The organism is Micromonospora sp. NPDC048040 (assembly GCF_055587185.1).
The window spans coordinates 93,274-115,680 of record NZ_JBVJGT010000010.1; the positions used below are offsets into that span (position 1 = coordinate 93,274).

Annotated in this window: 20 protein-coding genes; 9 read left to right on the forward strand and 11 right to left on the reverse strand. The window is 74.7% G+C overall.

Annotated elements, in window-relative coordinates:
• Nucleotides 1–3: 3 nt before the first annotated feature.
• Nucleotides 4–2,520 carry a putative bifunctional diguanylate cyclase/phosphodiesterase gene (locus tag ACZ6O2_RS13420; RefSeq protein WP_466023012.1) on the reverse strand — a complete coding sequence of 839 codons (2,517 nt, stop codon included), beginning with the start codon at nucleotides 2,518–2,520 and terminating at the stop codon, nucleotides 4–6.
• Between the two features lie 861 nt (nucleotides 2,521–3,381).
• Here ACZ6O2_RS13420 and moaC point away from each other — a divergent pair.
• From moaC to ACZ6O2_RS13440, 4 genes are all read left to right on the forward strand, one after another.
• Nucleotides 3,382–3,873 (forward strand): cyclic pyranopterin monophosphate synthase MoaC, encoded by a 492-nt coding sequence (moaC, locus tag ACZ6O2_RS13425; protein WP_466023013.1) that lies wholly within the window; start codon nucleotides 3,382–3,384, stop codon nucleotides 3,871–3,873.
• Entirely contained in the window at nucleotides 3,870–4,340 is a 471-nt protein-coding gene (locus ACZ6O2_RS13430) for a MogA/MoaB family molybdenum cofactor biosynthesis protein (RefSeq protein WP_350702506.1), read from the forward strand. Before moaC ends, ACZ6O2_RS13430 begins: the two co-directional genes overlap by 4 nt.
• Before the next feature lie 98 nt (nucleotides 4,341–4,438).
• Entirely contained in the window at nucleotides 4,439–5,698 is a 1,260-nt protein-coding gene (locus ACZ6O2_RS13435; RefSeq protein WP_466023014.1) for a molybdopterin molybdotransferase MoeA, read from the forward strand.
• A complete protein-coding gene (locus tag ACZ6O2_RS13440; RefSeq protein ID WP_350702509.1) occupies nucleotides 5,695–6,159 on the forward strand; it encodes a molybdenum cofactor biosynthesis protein MoaE in 465 nt (154 codons plus the stop codon). Before ACZ6O2_RS13435 ends, ACZ6O2_RS13440 begins: the two co-directional genes overlap by 4 nt.
• 15 nt (nucleotides 6,160–6,174) lie before the next feature.
• Here ACZ6O2_RS13440 and ACZ6O2_RS13445 read toward each other — a convergent pair whose 3' ends face one another.
• Complete coding sequence (locus ACZ6O2_RS13445; RefSeq protein ID WP_350702510.1) at nucleotides 6,175–7,617, reverse strand: glycosyltransferase 87 family protein; 1,443 nt, start codon at nucleotides 7,615–7,617, stop codon at nucleotides 6,175–6,177.
• 215 nt (nucleotides 7,618–7,832) lie between these two features.
• Nucleotides 7,833–8,378 (reverse strand): DoxX family protein, encoded by a 546-nt coding sequence (locus tag ACZ6O2_RS13450; RefSeq protein ID WP_466023015.1) that lies wholly within the window; start codon nucleotides 8,376–8,378, stop codon nucleotides 7,833–7,835.
• Nucleotides 8,379–8,546: 168 nt separating this feature from the next.
• Between ACZ6O2_RS13450 and ACZ6O2_RS13455 the strand changes: the two genes are divergently transcribed.
• Complete coding sequence (locus ACZ6O2_RS13455) at nucleotides 8,547–9,092, forward strand: GNAT family N-acetyltransferase (protein WP_350702514.1); 546 nt, start codon at nucleotides 8,547–8,549, stop codon at nucleotides 9,090–9,092.
• A 20-nt stretch (nucleotides 9,093–9,112) separates the two neighbouring features.
• Here the strand turns inward: ACZ6O2_RS13455 and ACZ6O2_RS13460 are convergent, their stop codons facing one another.
• The 3 genes from ACZ6O2_RS13460 to ACZ6O2_RS13470 all read right to left on the reverse strand — a co-directional run bounded on the left by ACZ6O2_RS13460 (nucleotide 9,113) and on the right by ACZ6O2_RS13470 (nucleotide 12,063).
• Nucleotides 9,113–10,354, reverse strand: coding sequence for an ATP-binding protein (locus ACZ6O2_RS13460; protein ID WP_466023016.1), 1,242 nt, complete (start codon nucleotides 10,352–10,354; stop codon nucleotides 9,113–9,115).
• Nucleotides 10,355–10,504: 150 nt separating this feature from the next.
• On the reverse strand, nucleotides 10,505–10,936 hold the full coding sequence (locus tag ACZ6O2_RS13465; RefSeq protein WP_350702723.1) for an LppU/SCO3897 family protein: 432 nt from the start codon (nucleotides 10,934–10,936) through the stop codon (nucleotides 10,505–10,507).
• 578 nt (nucleotides 10,937–11,514) lie between these two features.
• A complete protein-coding gene (locus tag ACZ6O2_RS13470) occupies nucleotides 11,515–12,063 on the reverse strand; it encodes an LppU/SCO3897 family protein (protein ID WP_466023072.1) in 549 nt (182 codons plus the stop codon).
• Between the two features lie 296 nt (nucleotides 12,064–12,359).
• Here ACZ6O2_RS13470 and ACZ6O2_RS13475 point away from each other — a divergent pair, with 296 nt between their 5' ends.
• Nucleotides 12,360–13,388, forward strand: a complete 1,029-nt coding sequence (locus tag ACZ6O2_RS13475) for an EamA family transporter (protein WP_466023017.1) — start codon at nucleotides 12,360–12,362, stop codon at nucleotides 13,386–13,388.
• Nucleotides 13,389–13,398: 10 nt separating this feature from the next.
• Entirely contained in the window at nucleotides 13,399–14,034 is a 636-nt protein-coding gene (locus ACZ6O2_RS13480) for a prepilin peptidase (RefSeq protein ID WP_466023018.1), read from the forward strand.
• Nucleotides 14,035–14,047: 13 nt separating this feature from the next.
• Here the strand turns inward: ACZ6O2_RS13480 and ACZ6O2_RS13485 are convergent, their stop codons facing one another.
• On the reverse strand, nucleotides 14,048–17,242 hold the full coding sequence (locus ACZ6O2_RS13485) for a UvrD-helicase domain-containing protein (RefSeq protein WP_466023019.1): 3,195 nt from the start codon (nucleotides 17,240–17,242) through the stop codon (nucleotides 14,048–14,050).
• Nucleotides 17,243–17,388: 146 nt separating this feature from the next.
• Between ACZ6O2_RS13485 and ACZ6O2_RS13490 the strand changes: the two genes are divergently transcribed.
• Entirely contained in the window at nucleotides 17,389–17,913 is a 525-nt protein-coding gene (locus ACZ6O2_RS13490) for a SigE family RNA polymerase sigma factor (RefSeq protein ID WP_350702522.1), read from the forward strand.
• A gap of 23 nt (nucleotides 17,914–17,936) precedes the next feature.
• Nucleotides 17,937–18,818 carry a hypothetical protein gene (locus tag ACZ6O2_RS13495; protein ID WP_466023020.1) on the forward strand — a complete coding sequence of 294 codons (882 nt, stop codon included), beginning with the start codon at nucleotides 17,937–17,939 and terminating at the stop codon, nucleotides 18,816–18,818.
• A gap of 50 nt (nucleotides 18,819–18,868) precedes the next feature.
• Here the strand turns inward: ACZ6O2_RS13495 and ACZ6O2_RS13500 are convergent, their stop codons facing one another.
• From ACZ6O2_RS13500 to ACZ6O2_RS13515, 4 genes are read right to left on the reverse strand one after another with little or no spacing between them, the layout of a single operon-like run.
• Nucleotides 18,869–20,113, reverse strand: a complete 1,245-nt coding sequence (locus tag ACZ6O2_RS13500; RefSeq protein WP_466023021.1) for a metallophosphoesterase — start codon at nucleotides 20,111–20,113, stop codon at nucleotides 18,869–18,871.
• Between the two features lie 13 nt (nucleotides 20,114–20,126).
• Complete coding sequence (locus ACZ6O2_RS13505; protein WP_466023022.1) at nucleotides 20,127–20,441, reverse strand: MoaD/ThiS family protein; 315 nt, start codon at nucleotides 20,439–20,441, stop codon at nucleotides 20,127–20,129.
• Nucleotides 20,442–20,443: 2 nt separating this feature from the next.
• Nucleotides 20,444–21,457, reverse strand: coding sequence for a GTP 3',8-cyclase MoaA (gene moaA, locus ACZ6O2_RS13510; RefSeq protein ID WP_466023023.1), 1,014 nt, complete (start codon nucleotides 21,455–21,457; stop codon nucleotides 20,444–20,446).
• On the reverse strand, nucleotides 21,454–22,368 hold the full coding sequence (locus ACZ6O2_RS13515) for a fructosamine kinase family protein (protein ID WP_466023024.1): 915 nt from the start codon (nucleotides 22,366–22,368) through the stop codon (nucleotides 21,454–21,456). Before ACZ6O2_RS13515 ends, moaA begins: the two co-directional genes overlap by 4 nt.
• Nucleotides 22,369–22,407: the final 39 nt, after the last annotated feature.

Sequence of the window (22,407 nt, forward strand, 5' to 3'; positions counted from 1 at the left end):
GGTTCAGGCCGGCAGGTGGCGGTCGGCGCGCCCGCGCCCGCCCTGCCGGCGGCCGGGGGCGAGACGGATGACCGCGCCGGCGTCGTGCAGCGGCGGCGCGAGAGCGCCCGGACTGCCCCCGGAGCCCCGCCGGAACGCGGCGAGGAGCGTGCCCGCGGGCATCGGCCGGGCGAAGAGGTGGCCCTGCCCGGCGGTGCAGCCCAACTCCCAGAGCGCCCGGCGCTGCGGCTCGCTCTCCACCCCCTCCGCCACCACGTCGAGGCCGAGGCTGCGGCCCAGGTCGAGGGTGGAGCGGATGACGGCGGCGGCCTCGGCGGAGCCCTCCATGGCGGTCACGAAGCTGCGGTCGATCTTCAGCTCGTGCACCGGGATCCGGGAGAGCAGGGAGAGGGAGGAGTAACCGGTGCCGAAGTCGTCCAGCGCCAGCCGCACCCCCTCGTCCCGCAGCCGGCTGAGCACCCGGTCCACCACGTCGAGCTGGCTGAGCGTGAGCGTCTCCGTCAACTCCAGCACCAGCCGGTCGGGGGGCAGGTCGTGGGCCCGCAGCCGGGCCAGCACCGAGCCGGGGAAGCGGGCGTCGAGCAGGCTGCGCGGCGACACGTTGACCGCGACCGGCACGTCGAAGCCGGCCTCCCGCCAGGCGCTCGCCGCGAGCAGCGCCTCGTCGAGGATCGCCTCGGCGAAGGCCGGCAACAGCCCGGACCGTTCCACCGCCTCCAGGAAACGCAGCGGGTCGATCACCCCGTGGACGGGGTGGCGCCAGCGGGCCAGCGCCTCCGCGCCGGTGACCAGGCCGGAGCCCAGGTCGACGATGGGCTGAAAGTTGACGGTGAACTCGTGGTCGGCGACGGCGCGGGGCAGCTCCCCGCCGAGGGTCAGCCGGCCGAGGTCGGCGGTGTCCCGGGTCGGGGCGTACGTCGAGGTGCGCTGCCCGGCCCGCTTCGCCTGGTACATCGCCACGTCCGCGCGGCGCAGCAGCTCCGGCATGCCGCCGGTGGCGGGCGCGGCGGCGATCCCGCCGCTCGCCTCGACGCTGATCCGCATGCCGTCCAGGTCGAACGGCTCGTGCAGCGCGGCGAGCAGGGTCTCCGCGCGGTGCGCGGCCACCGCCGGGGCCGGCAGACCCCGCAGGAGTACGGCGAACTCGTCGCCGCCCAGCCGGGCCACCAGGTCGCCCTCCTGGGCGGCGGCGCCCAGCCGTTCGGCGACCTGCACGAGGACCTGGTCCCCGGCGGCGTGCCCGAGGGTGTCGTTGACTTCCTTGAAGTGGTTGAGGTCGATCAGCACCAGCGCGGTCACCCCGTCGGCGTGCCGGGTGTTGAGGTGCTCGGTGCCCTGGTCGAGCAGGTGGCGGCGGTTGGCCAGCCCGGTCAGCGCGTCGTGTGTGGCGGCGTACGCGTGCTCGTCGGCGACCCGGGCCAGCTCGGCGTACGCCTGGGCGTTGCGGACCGCGGTGCAGAGCGCCGAGGCGAAGGTGCGCAGCGTGTACTGCTCCCGTTCGGAGAGCTGCACGGGGCCGCGGAAACGCAGTCGCAGCACGCCCACGTCGGCTGTCCGGTCGTGCCCCTCCAGCGCGGCCGGGACCACGGTGCCGGCGGTGGAGGTCGGCTCGCCGGCCGGCCCGTCGTACGTGATGGCGCCCGCTCCGCCGCGCACGGTCCGGCCGCCGTCGCGCAGCTCGACCTCCACCTCGTCGGCGGAGAACAGCTCGGCGGCCTGGGTGACCGCCGTGGTGAGGACCTTGTCCAGGTCGACCACGTTGAGCGCGTCGGTGGTGCGGGCGAGCCGCTGCCACGCCTGCTGCTCGGCGCGCCCCCGCACCCGGGTCGAGTAGGCGAGGTGCAGGCTGAGGACGAGGGGCGGGACGGCGAGCAGCAGCCGAGGATCCGCTCTGAGGATGAGCAGCGTGCAGACCGCGACGACGAAGCGTACGCCGAAGCCGGCCAGGCGCAGATCCAGGTTGTTGAGGAACTGGCGACCGACCCGGCTGTTCGACGCCAGTGCGATCACCGGAATCGCCAGGAGGTCGTCCAGCAGTGCCGCCACGAGATAGATCGCGCCGAGTGACGTGATGAGCTCGACCACGTCCGTCGGCGGCCACCGCCACTGCAGCGCCAGCGCGACCGCGCCGGCCCCGGCGGCGACCAGGATGTTCTTGCCGACGCCGAATGCGGTCTTGATGGCCGGGAGGCCCATGGTGACGGACGCGATGCCGACGCCCGCCCCGGTCGAGAGCACGACCCACGCCGGCGGGGCGACGGCGAGCCCGATCACGATCGCCGTTTCGATCCACGTGATGGCGTGGGTCGTCGACCGAATGCGTATCGGAGCCTTCACCCTCGTCCCGAGGGCCGTCATGCAGGTCAGGGCGACGATCGTTGCCACATCGCCGATGGAGTGGGGTGGACCGTCGACCAGCGACACGAGTGCGACGAGGGTGGGTGCGACCGCCAACGCGACCACCAGGCCGACGAGCGACAGCAGTTGCCGATCTGTTCTGCTCGCGTTTCCTGGCGTCATCCCGGCCATGAGGCTCCTGTCGTCGCCGACAGTTACATGCTGACGACGGGAGCCTACCGCTCTGTGTCATCAAAAGTCAGTGCCAGTCGCTGCCGCGCATGACGCGCTCCTTTCGCTCCGTCCCGGCTTGCGGCCGCATCCCTGGGGGATCAGCCGTCGTGACGGGAGCGTAGGAGAAATGACGAATGGTTTGCAGCAATAAATGTCGGTATGCGCAACATTAGCCAAGCCTGGGACCCCTTGTCACGGTCTGTCCATCGTTCCTGAGCGGAGCGCGTAGGCGTCGCGTATGAGGGCCGGTGCCGTTGACTTCTGATGATGACAGCAGGGAAAGGAGTCTCTCCCGGCAAGTGTGGAACCGCGGGATCGCCGGCATCATCCGCGCTTCGGTTGGACCGCAACTGTCAATCACCTCGTGGACCATGCGTTGCGGTCGCGTCACCCTGGCGTGCGGTGGCGGTGAATCGCCGAACGTGCGGAGACCTTGTCCGCCCGGCTCCGGGTGATCATTTCAATCCGCGCCGGTGCGGAAATAGCGCACGGTTCTCACCTTGGTGGCCGCGCACCCGGACGGTTCGTCACCACCGAAGAACTGGTCAACGAGTTGTGTGCGGTACGCACGCACCGGTTGCCGCCGTGGCGATGCCGAGACGCGAACGCCCTCGGCATCGCCTATCGGATCTGCTGGACGAGGTGCGTCGGCAACACGCATTGGTGCTCGAATTGACGGCCGAATCGGGGAGGCGCGCGGAATGTGGCGTGCTGAACGCGGCGAGTGGTGGACGCCGGCGCGAGGTCGGGTGACGGGCGCGCTCGGGGTGCACCCGGCGATGGCGTCGTACGACGGATAGGCTCGCGGCCGTGACCGATCCCGCGCAGCTCACCCACGTCGATCCGGCCGGCGCGGCCCGCATGGTCGACGTCTCCGCCAAGGCGGTCACCGGCCGCCTGGCCGTCGCCGCCGGCCGGCTCCGCACCACCGCGGAGGTGGTCGAGCTGCTGCGTCGCGACGGGCTGCCCAAGGGCGACGCGCTGGCGGTCGGCCGGCTCGCCGGCATCATGGGCGCGAAGCGGACCCCGGACCTGATCCCGCTCTGCCACCCCATCGCCCTGCACGGCGTCACGGTCGACCTGGCGCTGACCAGCGACACCGTCGAGATCACCGCCACGGCGCGGACGGCGGACCGCACCGGGGTGGAGATGGAGGCCCTGACCGCGGTGGCCGTCGCCGGGCTGGCGCTGGTCGACATGGTCAAGGCGGTCGACCCGGCGGCCAGCGTCGACGCCGTCCGGGTGCTGCGCAAGGAGGGCGGCAAGACCGGCGAGTGGGTCCGTCCGGAGGACCGGCCGTGATCCGGGCGCGGGTGGTCGTGGCGTCCAACCGGGCCGCCGCGGGGGTGTACGCCGACACCAGCGGGCCGCTGCTCGTGGCCGGGCTGCGCGAGCTGGGTTGCGAGGTGGACGACCCGGTGGTGGTGCCCGACGGCGAGCCGGTGGGCGAGGCGCTGCGCGCCGCCCTGGCCGACGGGGTCGACGTCGTGCTGACCAGCGGCGGCACCGGGATCAACCCGACCGACCGCACCCCCGACGTGACCCGGGCGCTGCTCGACTACGAGATCCCCGGCATCGCCGAGGCGATCCGGGCGCACAGCCGCGACAAGGTGCCCGCCGCCGCGCTCTCCCGCGGGCTCGCCGGCGTGGCCGGCCGGATGCTGGTGGTCAACCTGCCCGGCTCCACCGGCGGGGCCCGGGACGGTCTGGCCGTGCTCGGGCCGATCCTCGCCCACGCCGTCGACCAGCTCCGCGGCGGCGACCACTGACGCCCCGCCACGTCCATCCCGGCCGCCCGCTCGGCCGCGCACCGGGGTGGTGCAGGTGACGGGGCGACCGGCACCCCGCACCGACTAGGCTCGGCCGGGTGAGCACGGAAACCGCACCGGCCGCCGATCCAGTCGCCGCGCCCCCGCCGGCCGACTGGGAGGAGGCCCGATCCCGGGTGTACGCGGTCGGCCTGGCCGCCGCGCTTCCCGCCGTGAGCCGGCCGCTCGCCGAGATCGACGGGCACACCCTCGCTGAGCCGTTGACCACGCGTACGGACCTGCCCGCCTTTCCGACCTCCAGTGTCGACGGCTGGGCGGTGCGCGGGGCGGGCCCGTGGCGCCCGGTCGGGCGGGTGCTGGCCGGCAGCACTCCGGCGCCGCTGACCGACGACGGGACGACCGTCGAGATCGCCACCGGCGCGATGGTGCCCGCGGGCGCCACCGCCGTGCTGCGGGTGGAGGAGTCCCGCCCTACGCCGGAGGGCCTGGTCGACGGCACGCCGCGGCCCGCGCCGGAGTGGCGCGAGCCCGGCGAGGAGGCGTACGCCGGGGAGGAACTCGTCCCCGCCGGCACGCCGGTGGACCCGGCGCTGGTCGGTCTGGCCGCCTCCTGCGGGCACGACAGCCTGCGGGTGCGGCGGCAGCCGCGCGCCGCGCTGCTGGTCTTCGGCGACGAGTTGCTGACCGCCGGCCCGCCCGCCGCCGGCCGGGTCCGGGACGCGCTCGGGCCGGCGGTGCCGGCGTGGCTGCGCCGGTACGGCTGCGTGGTGCGTCCGTCGGACGTGGTGGGACCGGTGGCGGACACCCTGGCCGCGCACGTGGCGGCCCTGCGCACCGCGCTGGCCACCGCCGACCTGGTCTGCACCACCGGCGGCACGATGCACGGCCCGGTCGACCACCTGCACCCCGCGCTGGAGGCGCTCGGCGCCGACTACGTGGTCAACACGGTCGCGGTGCGGCCCGGCTTCCCGATGCTGCTCGCCCGGCTGACCGACGCCGACGGGCGGGTCCGGTTCGTCGCCGGGCTGCCCGGCAACCCACAGTCCGCCATCGTCGCCCTGGTCTCGCTGGTCGCCCCGCTCCTGGCTGGCCTGTCGGGCCGACCGATGCCGGTGCTGCCGCACGCCACGCTCGCCGAGCCGGTGCCCGGCCGGGGGCGGTACACCCACCTGGCGCTGGTCCGGCTGGACCGCACCGCCGGCACCGCCCACCCGGTCCGGCACGTCGGCTCGGCGATGCTGCGCGGGCTGGCCGGCGCGGACGGGTTCGCCGTCATCCGCCCCGACACCTCCGGCGAGCCCGGTGACCGGGTGCCCGTCGTGCCACTGCCGCTGCTGCCCGGGGAGCGTGCGTGGTGACCGCGCCGACCGCCGACGCGTCAGGCCGACTCGCGGACCACCGGCCCACGACGTTCGGCGAGGTCACCGACCGGCCGCTCGACCTGGCCGCGCACGAGGCGGCGGTCGCGGACCGCCGGGCCGGCGCGGTGGTGTCGTTCCAGGGCGTGGTCCGCGACCACGACCACGGCCGCGCGGTGACCAGCCTGGAGTACGAGGGCCACCCGAGCGCCGAGCGGGTGCTGCGCGAGGTGGCGGCCGAGATCGCCGCCGAACCGGACGTGTACGCGGTCGCGGTGTCGCACCGGATCGGCCCGCTCGCCATCGGTGACGTGGCCCTGGTCGCGGCGGTCAGCACCGCCCACCGGGCCGCCGCGTTCGCGGCCTGTGCCCGGCTGGTCGACGAGGTCAAGGCGCGGCTGCCGATCTGGAAGCGGCAGGTGTTCGCCGACGGCACCGAGGAGTGGGTGAACTGCCCCTGACGGGCGGCCCACCCCTCAGCGGCGGACGCCGAGCGCGGCCTGGCGGCCCATCCGGTCGCCGTAGAAGGCCGGCTCGGCGCCGGGGCGCCACGGCAGCGCGGCGACGAGCACGATCAGGGCCAGCGCCAGCGAGTTCTCCATCAGGGCGCCGAAGAGGCCGTCCTGGTAGTGCGACACCTCGGGGAGCTGGTGTTCGTACGGCCAGATCGGGGAGACCAGGAAGAGCAGGTAGAGCCCGATCGCCGCGACGCCGTGCCGGAGCCCGGTCAGCGTCGGGTACCAGATCGGCGGGCGCAGCCCGTTGACCCCCGGCAGCCCGCCGTACGCGCCCTGGCCGGCCCGCTGGGCCAGCCCGCGGCTGGCGTCCCGGCGGCGTACGGCGGCGTCGGCCAGCACGATGATCGCGGGGATCACCCAGACCAGGTGGTGCGTCCAGGAGATCGGGCTGATCACGTTGGCGGTGAGGCCGACCAGCGTGAACGCGGTCAGCTCGTCGCCGTCGGCGCGCGCGTTGGCGGCGCGGGACAGGCCGAGCGCCAGCATCAGCACCGCGAACGACAGCCAGAGCAGGCCGGGCGTCTCGATCGAGTCGTAGAGCCGGGCCAGCAGCCCGGCCAGCGACTGGTTGGGCGTCATGTCGGCGGCGCCGACCCGCTCGGTCTGCCAGAGCACGCCGCCGAAGTAGGCCCGGGACTCGTTGCCGACGACGGCGAAGGAGCCGAGGGTCACGGCGATCACCGTGCCGACCGCGGTGGCCGCCGCCCGCCACTGTCGGGTGATCATCAGGTAGGCGATGAACAGGGCCGGGGTCAGCTTGACCGCGGTGGCCAGACCGATGCCGACGCCGGCCCACGCGCCGCTGTAGACGAAGCGCAGCAGCGGGCCGTCGGTCTCGGCGACGTGGGTGCCCCGGCGGGACCGCCAGCGCAGGCCGATCAGGTCGGCCATGATCAGTGCGAAGAGGAGCAGGTTCACCTGGCCGTAGCCGAGGGTCTCCCGGGCCGGCTCGATGGCGACCGCCAGCGGCGTCGCGATCGCCACGGTGAACGGGAGCGGCCAGCCGAGCCGGTCGACGATGGGGCGGAGCAGACCGGCGAGCACGACCGCCAGGGCGGCGATGCTGGCGAGCGCGTTGGCCATCCCGGCCAGCTCCACCGGCAGGTGCGCCATCGGCAGCATGACCAGGCCGCCGAACGGCGGGTAGGTGAAACCCAGGGTGGTGCCGGGTGCGATGAACTCGTAGAGCTCGTGACCGCTCGCCCACCACACCACCGCGCCGTGGTAGATCTTCATGTCGAAGAAGTTGTACGGCCGCCCGAAAGCGCCGATGGCGAGCCATGCGGCATAGGCGACGGCGGCCACGATGCCGGTCCGTACGACTGTCCTGCGATCGATCCCACGCGTTACGCGGCGGACTGGGGCGAGGCGGTCCGCCCGTCTACCGACAGTCGCCGGCATGGCGTGGCCACCCCCGTACCAAGGTCGTCCTACCCGTCCAGGTCCGGTACGGAGCCTAGAACGGCGCCTCACGTTAATGCCTCCCGCGTTATGCGACCGTGTCCGATCCCACACATGTTTTTGACATTTCCACCGCGTTAACGCCTAGCGGGTGGTTCAGGTGATTCGTGGCGTTGGCGGGTGGCGGGCCGGCGGAGGGGAGGTATCGACGCAGGTCAGCCGGGGAGTCGTCGGGCCGTCGCTGCCGATCGTACGGCGATCCGGGCCTCTCTGCGGGCGGTACGGACGGCTCGCTGCACCGAACGTCGGGAGTGGCCGATCCGGTGGCCGGTCCGCCACCGCAGGCCGGGCTTGCCGCCGGTGTCCGCGGCGGCGAGCAGCAGCCCGCCGAAGAGGCCGATGTTCTTCAGGAAGTGGATCTGGTTGTTGTTCCGCGCCGTCGGGTCGTCGTTGTTCCAGAAGGGATGCCCGGCGAGGGTCACCGGGACCAGCGTGCCGGCGAGGACCAGCGCGGCCGGCCGGGCGAACCTGCCGGTGGCGAGCATCAGCCCGGCGCCGACCTGCACCACCGCGTTGACCCGGATCAGCGTCTCCGTGTCGGTGGGGATGCGTGGGCTGGCCTTCTCCAGCAGCGGGGTCACCCGGTCGGTCACGGGCTTCGCGGCCGGGGCCAGCCGCCCCGGGTTCTGGAAGTTGTGCAACCCGCTGACCACGAAGATGCCGCTCAACATGGCGCGGGCGAGGGAGCGTACGGGTTTCATGGGTCAGTCATACCCCGTCACCAGCCCGGTTACCCCCGCAACCGCCGATCCGGATCGGCCGACGTGGACCTCCCCGGGCTGGTCGCCACGCCGACCCGGCGAGGTCGCGCCACGCCGATTCGAGCGACCGTCGCTGATGGACCGGCGACGAGGGGTAACGTCCCCCGCGTGACGACGCTGCGGCTGCGACCCGAGGACCCGGCCGACACCGGCGCGGTCCGGCGCGTGCTGGCCGCCGCCTTCGCCAGGCCCGACGTGGCCACGCCGCCCGAGGTGGGGCTGGTCGACGAGTTGCGCGGCAGCGACGCCTGGCTGCCGGAGCTGGCGATGGTCGCGGAGTACGGCGGCGAGGTCGTGGGGTACGCCCTGCTCACCCGGGTCCGGGTGCGGTCCGATGACGCCACCGCCCCGGCACTGGCTCTCGGCCCGGTGGCGGTCGCGCCGCACCGGCGGCGGATCGGGCTCGGCGCGGCGGTGGTCCAGGCCGGCCTCGACGCGGCCACCGAGCTGGGCGAGCGGTTGGTGGTGGTGCTCGGCGACCCGTCCTACTACCACCGCTTCGGCTTCGGCCGGGCCGACCGGATGGGGCTGACCAGCCCCTGGTCCGGCCTCGGCGACCCCTGGCAGGCGCTGGTGCTCCCGCCGACCACCGGCGGCGAAGGGCCGCCGCCGCGCGGCGAGGTCCTCTTCCCCCCGCCCTGGTCGAAGGTCTGACCCCGCGCCCACCCCGCCCGTCAGGCCGGCTGGGTGCGCAGGTAGCGGCCGAAGTGGGGGACGGTGAAGGCCACCGTGCCGCGCTCGCCGGAGTAGATGAGGCCCTTCTTGATCAGCGCGTCCCGGGCCGGGGACAGGCTGGCCGGCTTGCGCCCGAGGGTGCGGGCGATCTCCGCCGTCGGCACGGCGGCGTCCATGTCGTCCCGCCCGCCGCCGTCGACCTCGCCCTCCACCAGGGACAGGGTGGCCATCGCCCGCATGTACTCGCGCTCGGCCGGGGTGGCCCGCTCGAACCGGGAGCCGAAGAAACCGACCGCCAGCTCGGCCTCGGCCTCCGGCGCGGCGACCCGCACGTCGGCGGCGGTGATCGGCGAGCGCGGCGCGTGGTCCCAGGTCGCCTTCCCGTACGCCTGGACGAAGTACGGGTAGCCGCCGGACTTCTCGTAGAGCAGGTCGAGCGCCTTCTGCTCGTACTCGACCTCCTCGCGTTCGGCGGGCGCGCAGAGCGCCTGGTCGGCGGCGAGCCGGTCGAGCCGGTCGATGCGCTGGTAGCGGAAGAGCCGCTCGGAGTACGACTTGGCGGCGCTGAGCACGGCCGGCAGGTGCGGCAGCCCGGCGCCGACCACGATCAGCGGCGCGCCCAGCTGGGACAGCTCGTGGCAGGCGGCGCAGAGCGCGGAGACGTCCTCCGCGCCGAGGTCCTGCATCTCGTCGATGAAGACGGCGATGCCGGTGCCGACGTCGGCGGCCACCGCGGCGGCGTCGGTGAGCAGCTCGACGAGGTCGATCTCGATGTCGCCGGAGTCGGCCCGGCCGCTGGCGGCGGGCACGTCGATGCCGGGCTGCCACCGGTCGCGCAGCTTCGGGGCGGCACCGCCGCGACCGGTCGGCGCGGACCGTTGGGCGAACGCCTTCAGCACGCCGAGGAAGGCGTCGATCCGGTCCGGCGCGCGGTGCCGGGGCGCGAGTTCCCGGACGGCCATGTGCAGCGCGGCGGCGACGGGGCGGCGCAGTGACTGGTCCGGCCGCGCCTCGATCTTGCCGCTGCCCCAGAGGTGGTTGATCGCCTGGGACCGGAGGGTGTTGAGCAGCACCGTCTTGCCGACCCCGCGCAGGCCGGTGAGCATCAGGCTGCGTTCCGGCCGCCCGCGGGCGATGCGCTCCAGCACGACGTCGAAGACGTCCAGCTCGCGCCCCCGCCCGGCCAGCTCGGGCGGACGCTGGCCGGCGCCCGGTGCGTACGGGTTGCGGACCGGATCCACGCATCGCACAGTATCGGGCCGTCTAGCTGCGGGGCTAGACATCCGTAGATGGGGCTACCGGCGTGTCGGAGCGAGGCCTAAGCCGGATCCGGCGTCGAGACAAAACTAGGGCTGTCTAGCGCCCATGCTAGACAGCCCTAGTTTTGGTAATCAGCGCTTCTTCAGGCAGAGCACGTAGTCGAGGAAGTCCACCGAGTTGTCGTGCACGTAGTTCGCCGTCGACTTCGGCGCCCGGGTCTTGCACTGGTCACCGTCGCTCGAGCCCGGGATCCGCAGCAGCACCTCGTACGTGTTGGGGCCGCAGGGCACCTTCCGCAGCTCGGCGTCGGTGGACGTGCCGTCGTTGACCACGCAGTCGCCCTTGGCGAAATCGTCGTCGTCGTCCTCCTCGCTCGGGCTCGGCTCCGCCGAACTCGGCGCCGCGCTCGGCTCGTCGGTCGGCTTGCCCGTCGGATCCGCGGGGGCACTCGTCGCCGGGGCCGAGATCGACGGGTCGTCGTCCTCGCCGGCCTGCCAGACCGCCCAGCCGGCGATCCCGAGGCACGGGCAGAGCACGAGCACCACCACCAGGCCGATGATCAGGGCGATCTTCCCGCCGCCCTTCTTCGCCGGCGGAGCGGGCGGCGGCGGCGTCCCGTACCCGCCGGGGGCCGGCGGCGGGGCGCTCCACTGGGCGCCGGGCGCCGCCGCGGGCGTCGGGCCGGCCGGCGGGAACGGGCCGGCCGGCGGATAGCCACCCTGCTCCGCCGACGGCTGACCCCCCGTCGGGGGCGGATACCCGGCCCCGGAGGTGGGCGGCGGCGGGTAGCCCGACCCGGAGGTCGGGGGCTGCGGGGGGTAGGCCGGTCCGGGGGCCGGAGGCTGGCTCCACATCGGCGTGGTCGGCGGCTCGGCGGCCGGGCCGGGCTGGCCCCACTGCGGTTCGCCACCCGGCTGCGGCTGGCCCCACTGCGGGGCGGCGGGCGGTTCGCCACCCGGCTGCGGCTGGCCCCACTGCGGGGCGGGCGGCTCCGCGGCGGCCGACGGCGGCTGCCCCCACTGGGGCAGCGTCGGGTCGATGGGCGGCAGGCCCCCGGGATTGTCGGCCGGGCGCTGGTAGGGGTCGTCCGGCTGGCCGGGTGATCCGTAGGTTGTCATCTCTTCCCCAGGGGTGCGGTGGTTCAGCGCTGCTTCAGGCACAGCACGAAGTCGAGGGTGTCCAGCTCGCTGTCGAAGAAATACCAGTTGGTGTAGCCGTCGACCTTGGCGCACTTGGCCGCGGCGTCCTTCTCGCCGCTGGTCGCGCCGTCGATCCGGCGTAGCACCTCGTACGTCCGCGGGCCGCAGTCACTGATCAGCAGTTTGGGCTTGCCGCCGGCCGGACCGTCGTTGCGTACGCACTGCCCCGCCTCGACGAAGCGGGGGTCGGCGGAGGAGTCGGGTGCCGCGGCACTGGGCGCCGGGGCGCTTGCCGTTGCCTCCGGCACCCCGGACCCGGCCGCGGGCGCTGGCCCGCTCGGCGTGGCCACCGGGGCCTCGTCGTCCTGGCCGAGCAGGTAGAACACCGCCGCGCCGCCGACGAGGACCAGCACCGCCACCGCCGCCAGCACCGCGGCCACCGGCCCCCGGCCACGCCGGCGTTCCGGCGGCGCGGACGGGGAGGGGGTCGCGGAGCCGGGCCAGGAGGCGTACGGCGGCGCGGCGGGACCGTGGTCGTAGGCGGGAGGCAGGGCCCCCTGCTGGTACGGCCCCGGTCCGTGACCCGGGTCGTCCCGCCGGTACGGCTGACCGCCGTACCGGGGCTCCGGCGGTGGGTACGTGGCGTGCGGATCGTCCCACCCGCCGCGCCCGGGCGACCCGGCCGACGGGCCGTACGCCTCGTCCGGCTGCCGCCCACGCCACGGCGCCGGGTCCCCCCGACCCGGTGGTGGTCCGTAGTTCGCCATGCACGTCTCCCGCGTGAGTGGTGAGAGGCCGGCCACCAACGAGGGACGCCGACGCCCACGTCACCGTAGCGTGTCCACCGATGAGACCACGCCCACCGATTCCGTCACCGGCCGCCGAGCCGCCCACCGGGACCGACCCGGGCACCGGGGCGCGTCGGGCGGCCGTTGCCACGCCGGCCCTGGTCTGGACCGCCCTGCTGCTGGTCTACGTCCTCTGGGGTTCCACCTACCTCGGCATCAGGATCGCCGTGGAGTCGATGCCGCCGCTCGGCTCGGCGGCCACCCGGTTCGCCGCCGCCGGTCTGGTGCTGGCGATCGTGCTGCGGCTGCGCCGGGGCCCGGGCGCGCTGCGGGTCGACCGGCGGCAGCTCGGCTCGGCCGCGCTGGTCGGGGTGCTGCTGCTGGCCGGCGGCAACGGGCTGGTGGTGCTCGCCGAGTCCGGCCCGCCGGGCGTCGCGGTGCCCTCCGGGATCGCCGCGCTGCTCGTGGCCACCGTCCCGCTGCTGGTGGTGCTGCTGCGTACGGCCACGGGCGACCGGCCCCGGTTCTGGACGCTGGCCGGGGTGACGCTGGGCTTCGTCGGCCTGGTGCTGCTCGTGCTGCCGACCGGCGGGGCGGACGCCGTACCGCTCGCCGGGGCGCTGACCATCGTCGCAGGCGCCGCCAGCTGGTCGATCGGCTCGTTTCTCTCCGGACGGATCCGGATGCCCGCCGACCCGTTCGTCGCCACCGTCTACGAGATGTTCGCCGGGGCGGCGGCACTCGCCGTCCTCGCCGTGGGGCGCGGCGAGCTGCACGGCTTCGACCCGGGCCAGGTGACCGGCCGGTCGTGGCTCGCGCTCGCGTACCTGATGGTGGCCGGCTCCCTGGTCGCCTTCACCGCGTACGTCTGGCTGCTGCACCACGCCCCGATCTCGCTGGTCGCGACGTACGCCTATGTCAACCCGGCGGTCGCGGTGGCGCTCGGCGCGCTGTTCGCCGCGGAGCCGATCACCGCGCAGGTGCTGCTCGGCGGCGCGGTCATCGTCGCCGGGGTCGCCCTCGTCGTGAGCACCGAGAGACCCCGACGTCCTGTCCGGGGGACCGCGCCGGAGCCGTCCCGCCGGTAGCGTCCGGCCCGTGTCGGGCGGGCTGGTGGCGTGCGCGGCGCTGCTCGGCGGCGTCGCCGGCCTCGCCGCGCTCCGGGTCGCCCGCCGCTGGACGGGCCGATCGGCGTCGACCCGGCCCGGGCCGCGCGCCGCGTCCGGGGCGGTGGTGGGCGCGGTCGTGTTCGCCGGGCTCGCGGCGGCCCTCGGCGGCGAACCCGTCCTGCCGGCCTTCCTCGGGCTGGCGGCGGTGGGGCTGGCGCTGGCCGTGGTCGACCTGGCCTGCCTGCGGCTGCCCGACCCGCTGGTGGGCGCGGCCGCGCTGGTCGTCGCCGTCGGCCTGACCGGCGCGGCGCTGCTGACCGGGGCCCCGGAGCGGCTGCTCGGCGCGGTGGCGGGGGCCGCGCTCTGCTTCGCCGGGCACGCGCTGCTGGCCCTGCTGCCCGGCTCGCGGCTGGGCTTCGGCGACGTGAAGCTCGCCGCCGTGCTGGGCCTGCCGCTCGGCTGGCTGGGCTGGTCGCCGCTGGCGCTCGGGCTGCTCCTGCCGCACCTGCTCAACGGCGTGGTGGTGCTCGCCCTGCTGGCCGCCGGCAGGGTGCGCCGGGACACCCCTCTCCCACTCGGGCCGGCCCTCCTCACCGGCGCCTGGCTGGCCACCCTCATCCCCTGACCCGCGCGTTCCCTCAGATGAGGCGGAGTTGGCGGTCCCGGGGGCGACGGGGTTCGGTTTCGCCGAAGCGTTCGAAGAGGCCCGGGTCGATGGCGTCGAGGAACGGCGACGGGGAGCAGTCGCGCTCGTTGCCGTGCCGGCTGCGGCGGGCGGCGTGGGTGACATACAGGCGGTCCTGGGCCCGGGTCAGCCCCACGAAGAAGAGCCGCCGCTCCTCGGCGATCGCGTCGTCGTCGGGCGTGCTGCCGGGCCAGCGCAGCGGGAGCAGCCCGTCCTCGGCGCCGACCAGGAAGACGACCGGGAACTCCAGCCCCTTCGCGGCGTGCAGGGTGAGCAGGGTGACCGCCTCGGCGCGCGGGTCGAGGGCGTCCACCTCCGCGCCGGTGGCGAGCTGGGACAGGAACAGCGGCAGGTCGTCGCCGCAGCGGCGGGCCAGCGGGGTGAGCAGGTCGACCGCCGCCCGGACGTCCTCCGGGCGTACCGAGCCGGCGCCGTCCAGCGTCGGCACCGCGAAGCGCTCCGCCAGCACCTGACCGGCCAGCCGGACGCGGGCGGCCAGCGAGCCGTCGAGCCCGTCGGCGTGCCGCAGCTCGCGGGCGATGGCCGCCACCCCCGGCCGGTCCCGCAGCCGGTCGTGCGAGCGCTTCTGCACCGGGATGTTGGCCCGCGCCAGCGCGTCCACGATCGGTGCGGCCTGCGCGTCCGTGCGGTAGAGCACCGCGATGTCGGAGAAGGAGAGCGAGGTCGACCGGCCGTCGATCCGCCCCGAGTCGAGCGACCGGTGGGAGAGCCCGCCGACCAGCTCGTCGATGGTGCGTACGACGAAGTCGGCCTCGTCGGCGACGGAGGCCGCGGGGTAGCGGCCGACCAGCGGGGCCTCCGGGTCGAGCCGGGCCGGGTCGAGCCGGCGGCCCCGGACCAGCGACGACGGCGCGATCGCCTGCACCGCGGCGGCCAGGATGGGGGCGGAGGAGCGGTAGTTGCGGTTCAACCGGACCAGCCGGGCGTCGGTGAAGTCCTGCGAGAAGCGCAGGAAGTAGCCGACGTCGGCGCCCCGGAAGGAGTAGATGGCCTGGTCCGGGTCGCCGATCGCGCAGAGGTTGCCGTCGGCGGGGCTGAGCAGGCGCAGCAGCTCGTACTGCACCTCGTCGACGTCCTGGTACTCGTCGACGAAGATCCACCGCCAGCGCTCCCGGTAGCGCTGCACCAGCTTCCGGTCGGCCCGCAGCAGCGCGACCGGCAGGGTGAGCAGCTCGTCCAGGTCGACCAGGTCCTGCTTGCGCAGCAGCGCCGCGTAGCCGGCGTCGTCGGCGCCGGCCTCGGCGCGGGCCTCCGCCCGCTGGGCGTCGTCGGCGATCCGGAAGTCCGCCGGCAGGCCGACGGCGTCGGCGTTCTCCCGCAGGATGGTCAGCCCCAGCGAGTGGAAGGTGCCGACCGTGACGTCCTCGGCGACCGGCCCGAGCAGGCCGTCGAGGCGGTGCCGCAGCTCCTCGGCGGCGCGCCGGGTGAACGTGATCGCCAGGCACTGCTCCGGGAAGACGTTCAGCTCGGCGCAGAGGTAGGCGATCCGGTGGGTCAGCGTCCGGGTCTTGCCGGTGCCGGGCCCGGCGACGATGAGCAGCGGCCCGCCGGGCGCGGAGGCGGCCACCCGCTGCATGGCGTCCAGCCGGTCCAGCAGGCCGGTGCCGACCTCCTCCATGCCCGCGAGCATCGGCTCGAACGGCTCGTGCGGCGAGGGCGCCGGCGCGATCGGGGGCGGCGGCGTGGGCGGCGCGGCCTTGCGCTTCGGCTCGACCTTGGCCACCGCCGGGCGCTTGGCCCGCGGCTTCGGCGCCGGCTCCGCAGGGGTGCGCTGCGCCGGCACCGGTACGTCGAAGAGCGTCTCCTGCGCCGTGCCGGTGCGCGCGCCCAGCTCGGCCGGGTCGAACAGGGTGATGACGCCGTACTCGCCGTCGTAGCCGGGGACCCGGCGGACGTCGCCCCGGCGCAGCCGGCCGATGCCCTCGGCGAGCAGTTCCCCGCCGACCCGGGCGATCTCGGCGAGCGGGGTGGTGGTGAGGATCTCCAGCTCCGGGCCGAGCGCGGCGAGCAGGTCGTTGAGCTTCCCCTCGACCTTCTTCGAGCGGGCGCCCACCTTGTTGATCTCGCCGAGGACCTCGGCCAGCGGCACGAGGTGGGTGACGTCCCTGGCGTGCGGGGGCCGGTGCCCCGCCGGGCGGTCGGCCAGCTCCTCCACCCGGCTCAGCACGCCCACGGTCAGCGGCTTGCCGCACTCCGGGCAGCGCCCGCCGGCGGCCCGGGTCCGCTCCGGGGACCAGTTGACCCCGCAGAGCCGGTGTCCGTCCGCGTGGTACTTGCCCTCCTCGGGGAAGAACTCGATGGTCCCGGCCAGCCCGTCGCCGGTGCGCAGCGCGTCCCGGATCGCGAAGTAGTCCCGCCCGGTGGCGAAGACGGTGGCCTCCCGGGCCAGGGCGGGCGGCGAGTGGGCGTCCGAGTTCGACACGAGCTGGTAGCGGTCCAGGCTGCCGACCCGCCAGTTCATCTCGGGGTCGGAGGAGAGGCCGGTCTCCACCGCGAAGACGTGGTCGGCGAGGTCGGCGTAGCAGTCGGCGATCGCGTCGAAGCCGGACTTCGAGCCCAGCGCGGAGAACCACGGCGTCCAGATGTGCGCGGGCACCAGGTAGCCGTCGGCGCTGGCCTCCAGGGTGATCTCCAGCAGGTCCCGCGAGTCCAGGCCGAGGATCGGCCGGCCGTCCGAGCCGAGGTTGCCGATCCGCCCGAGCGCGGTGTTGAGCCGGGCCACCGCGTCCAGGTCGGGCAGGTAGATCAGGTGGTGCACCTTGCGGGTGCGGTCGTCCCGCTTGTAGATCGTGGAGATCTCCACGCTGAGCATGAAGCGGACCGGGTCCGTCTCCGCCTCGCTGGCCAGCCGGGGCGGCAGCCGGCGGGCGACGTCCCGCTCCGCCTCGGGGCTGAGCCGGTGCAGGCCGGGCTCGGCGGGGTGCAGGGTCTCGCGCAGGTGGTCGTACCAGGCGGGGTGGGTGAAGTCGCCGGTGCCGAGCACGCCGATGCCCTTGCGCCGTGCCCACCAGCCCAGGTTGGGCAGGGTGAGGTCGCGGCTGCACGCGCGCGAGTACTTCGAGTGGATGTGCAGATCCGCGACGAACGGCGGGAGGCCACCGGAGGGTGCGGCGCTGAACGGAGGCACGCCGCATCCTGTCACGAGCCCGTTGGTGCCCGTCATCCGCCACGCGCGGAGGTGAGGTGCGCAATCGGCGAGGGGCGGTGGGCGCGCCCGGAAACAGATCGAGCGGTGGTGTCGACCGTACCGACGGGCCTGAGCGTGTGAGGGGCATGACCAAGGAAGTCACCGATCCGGCGCCGAGCGACGCCAGCTACGCCGGTTTCGTCGAGGAGGCATGGCCCCGGCACCTGCGGTACGCCACGCTGCTCGTCGGTGATCGACAACGGGCCGAGGAACTGCTGCAGGACTGTCTGGTCAAGCTGTACGTCCGGTGGCGCAAGGTGGGCCGCGGCGACCCGCACGCCTACCTGCGCCGGATGCTGGTCAACGGCAGGGTGAGCTGGTGGCGGCGGGCCCGCCGGGAGACGCTGACCGCCCAGACGCCGGACCGGGCCGACCCGCACGCCGGCCCGGACGGGGCGCGCCGCGACCTGCGTGACGCGCTGATGACCCTGTCGCACCGGCAGCGGACCGTGATCGTGCTGCGGTACTACCTCGACCTGACCGAGCGGCAGGTCGCCGATGAGCTCGGTTGTTCGGTCAGCACCGTCAAGAGCCAGCACAGCCGCGCCATGGCGAAGCTGCGCGCGCTGATCCCCCATCCCCGTGAGTCGACCTTGGAGGCAGTGAGATGAGCATCGACGAAAGGGAGCTGTCCATGGCACTCCATGATCTGGTCGACCACCAGCCGCCGACCGAGGCGCCGACCGACCGGCTGGTGGGCCGGGGCCGCCGGGCGCGCCGAGGCCGGGCGGTGGCGCTGACCAGTGGCGCGTTGGCCGTCGTCGGGATGGTGGCCGTCGCCGCCGTGGGTCTGAGCAGCCCGGGCGGCGCCGGTGGGACCTCGGACCAGCCGGGCTCCGGCACCGTCGCCGCCACCCCGGAACTCAGGCTGGTCGCGGCGGCGCAGGCGACGGCGAGGACCAGCTTCCGATTCCGTCTCTCCACCACGTCGGAGGTGGTGGAGAAGGGCCGGAAGTGGACCGACACCGATTCGTACGAGGGGGTCTTCGACCCGAACGGGCCGACGGGCGAGGTCCGGCAACGCAGGGAGAACGCCCAGATGGAACCCGCCGAGGAGCGGATCGTCGACGGCATCCTCTACATGAAGAAGGGCGACAGGTGGAGCAATTTCGGCAAGGAGTCGACCTTCCGGGCCCCCACCGCGTACTACATCCCGTTCGCCGACCCGGCGTCGACGGTCACCCCGGCGTCCCAACTGGAGGCGCTGAAGGACGTCGGCACGGTCACGGCGCTCGGCACGTCGGGTAGCGGCGCGTCGGCCGTCGAGCGCTACTCGTTCACCTACGTCGCCAAGCCGAAGGATGCCGACCGGCCGAAGCAGGTTCCGGGCGAGGGCATCATCGAGATCGGCGTGCAGTCCCAGAAGATCAGCAAGATCACCCTCAGGACGACGTCCGACTACGGCATCGGGCCGGACTTCCTGGATCAGGGCACGCTGACCTGGGAGTACTCGGACTACGGTCTCGACGTCGACGTGCAGGCGCCCGAGGTGAACCCGCGCCCGCGGGTCAGGTGAGGTCAGGGTGCTCCGCCGGGCCAGGCGCCCGGCGGAGCGTCCCGCCCGGTTCAGGCGCTGCGCAACTCCACCAGGGTGACCTGCGGTTCGGCGCCGACGCGCACCGGCGGGCCCCAGAAGCCGGCGCCGTTGGTGACGTACACCTTGGTGCCGTCGACCTCGCCGAGGCCGGAGACCACCGGCTGCTGGAGCTTCACCAGGAGGTTGAACGGGACGATCTGGCCGCCGTGGGTGTGCCCCGAGAGCTGGAGGTCGACGCCGAACTTCGCCGCCTCCACCGCGGCCACCGGCTGGTGGGCGAGCAGCACCACGGGGCGGCTCGGGTCGCGGTCGCCGAGCGCCGCCGCGTAGTCCGCCGGGGCGGCCAGCCCGGTGCCGGCGGCGGTGACGTCGTTGACCCCGGCCAGGTCGAGCACGCCGCCCCGGGCCTGGATCTCCGTCCGCTCGTTCTGCATCACCCGCAGCCCGAGCCGGTTCACCTCCTGGACCCACTCCTCGACGCCCGAGTAGTACTCGTGGTTGCCGGTGACGAAGTAGCTGCCGTGCCGGGAGCGCAGGCCGCGCAGCGGCTCGGCCGCCTCGCCCAGTTCGGCCACCGAGCCGTCGACCAGGTCGCCGACGACCGCGACGATGTCGGCGTCCAGGCGGTTGATCGCGGCGACGATCCGCTCGGTGTGGGCCCGGCCGCGCAGCGGGCCGAGGTGGATGTCGGAGACGGTGGCGATCCGCAGGCCGTCCATGCTCCGGGGGAGCTTGGCGAGCGGGATCTGTACCCGGTCGAGCTGCGGCGGGCCGAGCGCGGTGCGGATGCCGGACCCGGTGAGGCCCGTCGCGGTGAGCCCGGCGAAGATCGCCGCCCCGCGGGCGAGCAGCAACCGGCGGGCCGGGTCGTGGTCCGGCTGCGCGACCGCGCCGGCGGCCGGCGGATCGGCCGGCCCCGCCGCGCCGACCAGGGCGGGCTCGGGCGCGGCGGCGGTGGGCTCCGCGGCGACGGCCCGGCGGCGCAGCACCAGCCGGGCCACCAGCATCGGCACCTCCAGCGCCACGAGCAGCACCAGCAGGTAGAACATGACGGCGAGCCAGAGGTAGCCCGGCCACGCGAGCCAGTAGAGGCCCGCCTGGGTGCCGGCCATGGTCGCCGGTACGAGCAGCGCCAGCACCAGGGCCGTGATCCCGCCGATCCGCCGCCAACGCCCCGGGGTGGTGGTGTCGCGCACCAGCCGCTTCCAGAGATAGAGGTGGATCAGGCCGGTGATCAGCGCCATGGTGGCCACGAAGGCCAGTGCCGCCAGCATGTGTGCGCCTCCCTCAGCCGCCCGCGAAGGGGGGCAGGACGTCGATCGTGGCCCCGGCCGGTAGCGGTGCCCGACGATCATGGCAGGCCACGCCGTCGACGAGGAAACTCGCCACCCGCAGCACGGCGGCGAGCCGCTCGCCGTGCCGCTCGGCCAGCTCCCCGACGAGTTCGTCGAGCGACCGGCTGGCGGAGGCGGCCTCCTCGGTCCGGCCGGCGGCGGCCCGTGCCCCGGCGAAGTACCGGACGGTGAGCGGCGGTCCGGCCTCAGCCGGCGGTCCAGCGTGGGCTGGCGGTCCGGCGTGGGCCGGCCGCGTCGGTTCCGTCATGCTCAACCCCCGATCGCGGACATCGGCCGGGCCGGCTGGAGGAAGGCCGGGTCGTCGATGTCGTGCCCGGCCCGCTTGCCCCACATCGCCGTGCGCCAGCGCCGGGCCAGCTCGTCGTCGTCCGCCCCGGCCCGCAGCGCGCCGCGCAGGTCGGCCTCCTCGGTGGCGAAGAGGCAGGTGCGGACCTGCCCGTCGGCGGTGAGCCGGGTGCGGTCGCAGTCGCCGCAGAACGGCCGGGTGACGCTGGCGATCACGCCGACCCGCGCGGGGCCGCCGTCGACCAGCCAGGTCTCGGCCGGCGCCGCGCCGCGTTCCGTGGGGTCGGGGGCCAGGGCGAACTCCCGGCGCAGCGAGGTGAGGATCTCGTCGGCGGTGACCATGGTGGCGCGGTCCCAGCCGTGCTGGGCGTCCAGCGGCATCTGCTCGATGAACCGCAGCTCGTAGCCGTGGGCCAGGGCGAAGCGGAGCAGCGCGGGCGCCTCGTCGTCGTTGACGCCGCGCATCAGCACCGTGTTGATCTTGACCGGGGCGAGCCCGGCGGCGGTGGCTCCGGCGAGCCCGGCCAGCACGTCGGGGAGGCGCGGGCGCCGGGTGAGCCGGGCGAACCGTTCCGGGTCCAGGGTGTCCAGCGACACGTTCACCCGGTCCAGCCCGGCGGCGCGCAGCGCGGGGGCGCGCCGGTCCAGGCCGATGCCGTTGGTGGTCAGGGAGATCCGGGGACGCGGCTCCAGCGCCGCCACGGCGGCCACGATGCCGAGCAGGCCGGGCCGGATCAGCGGCTCCCCGCCGGTGAACCGCACCTCGGTCACGCCGAGCTGCCGCACCGCGACCCCGACCAGCCGGACGATCTCGTCGTCGTCGAGCAGTTGCGGGCCCGCCAGCCAGGGCAGCCCGTCGGCCGGCATGCAGTAGGTGCAGCGCAGGTTGCACTTGTCGGTCAGGGACACGCGCAGGTCCCGGGCGACACGGCCGTACCGGTCGACGAGGACGCCGTCGGTCGGCGGGGCGGCGTTCACCCGTCGACGGTAGCGCGCACCAGCCCGGCCAGCGCCGACCGGGCGGTGCGGACGACCGCATCGCGGTACGCCCCGCCGAACAGGGCGGTGTGCACCAGCATCAGGTGGAGCTGGTGCAGCGGCACCCGCTCCCGCCACCCGTCGGCCGGCGGCCACGCCTCCGCGTACGCGGCGAGGATCCGGTCCAGGTGGGGCGCGCCGCCGAAGAGCGCCAACTGCGCCAGGTCCGTCTCCCGGTGCCCGCCGTGCGCCGCCGGGTCCACCAGCCAGGCCCGGTCGTCGGCCCCCCAGAGCACGTTGCCCGGCCAGAGGTCGCCGTGGACGCGGGCCGGCGGCTCGTCCCCGCCGAACTCGCCGACCCGGTCGACGACCTCCTCGACCAGCCCGGCGTCCGCGCCGGTCAGCGCGCCGCCGTCCACCGAGCGGCGCAGGTAGGGGACCAGCCGGCGCTCGGCGAACCAGCGCGACCACGGGCCCTCGTCCGGCGTGTTGTCCTGCGGGAGGGCTCCGATGAACCCGGCCCACTCGGCCCCGAAGGCCGGCGCGCCGGCCCGGTGCAGCCCCGCCAGCTCCCGGCCGAACCGTTCGGCCGCCTCGGGCGTCGGCTCGCCGGGCTCGACCCAGTCGAGTGCCAGCAGCTCCGGCAGCGCCACGACCACCTCCGGCACCGCGACCGCGCCCGCCTCGCGCAGCCAGCGCAGGCCGGCCGCCTCGGCGGCGAAGAAGCCCTCCGGCAGTGACCGGCCGGACCCCTCCGGCCAGGTCTTGGCGAAGACGGAGTGGCCGTCGTCCAGGGTCAGCCGGGAGGCGGCGCAGATGCTGCCGCCGGAGACGGGCGTCTCCCGGATCCGCTGGTGGGTCAGGAAGGTCGGCAGGTGCTCCGGGTGCGCCCGCAGGTACGCCAGATCCATGACGGCAACGTAGCCGCTTCACCCCCACCGCGCGTCGTC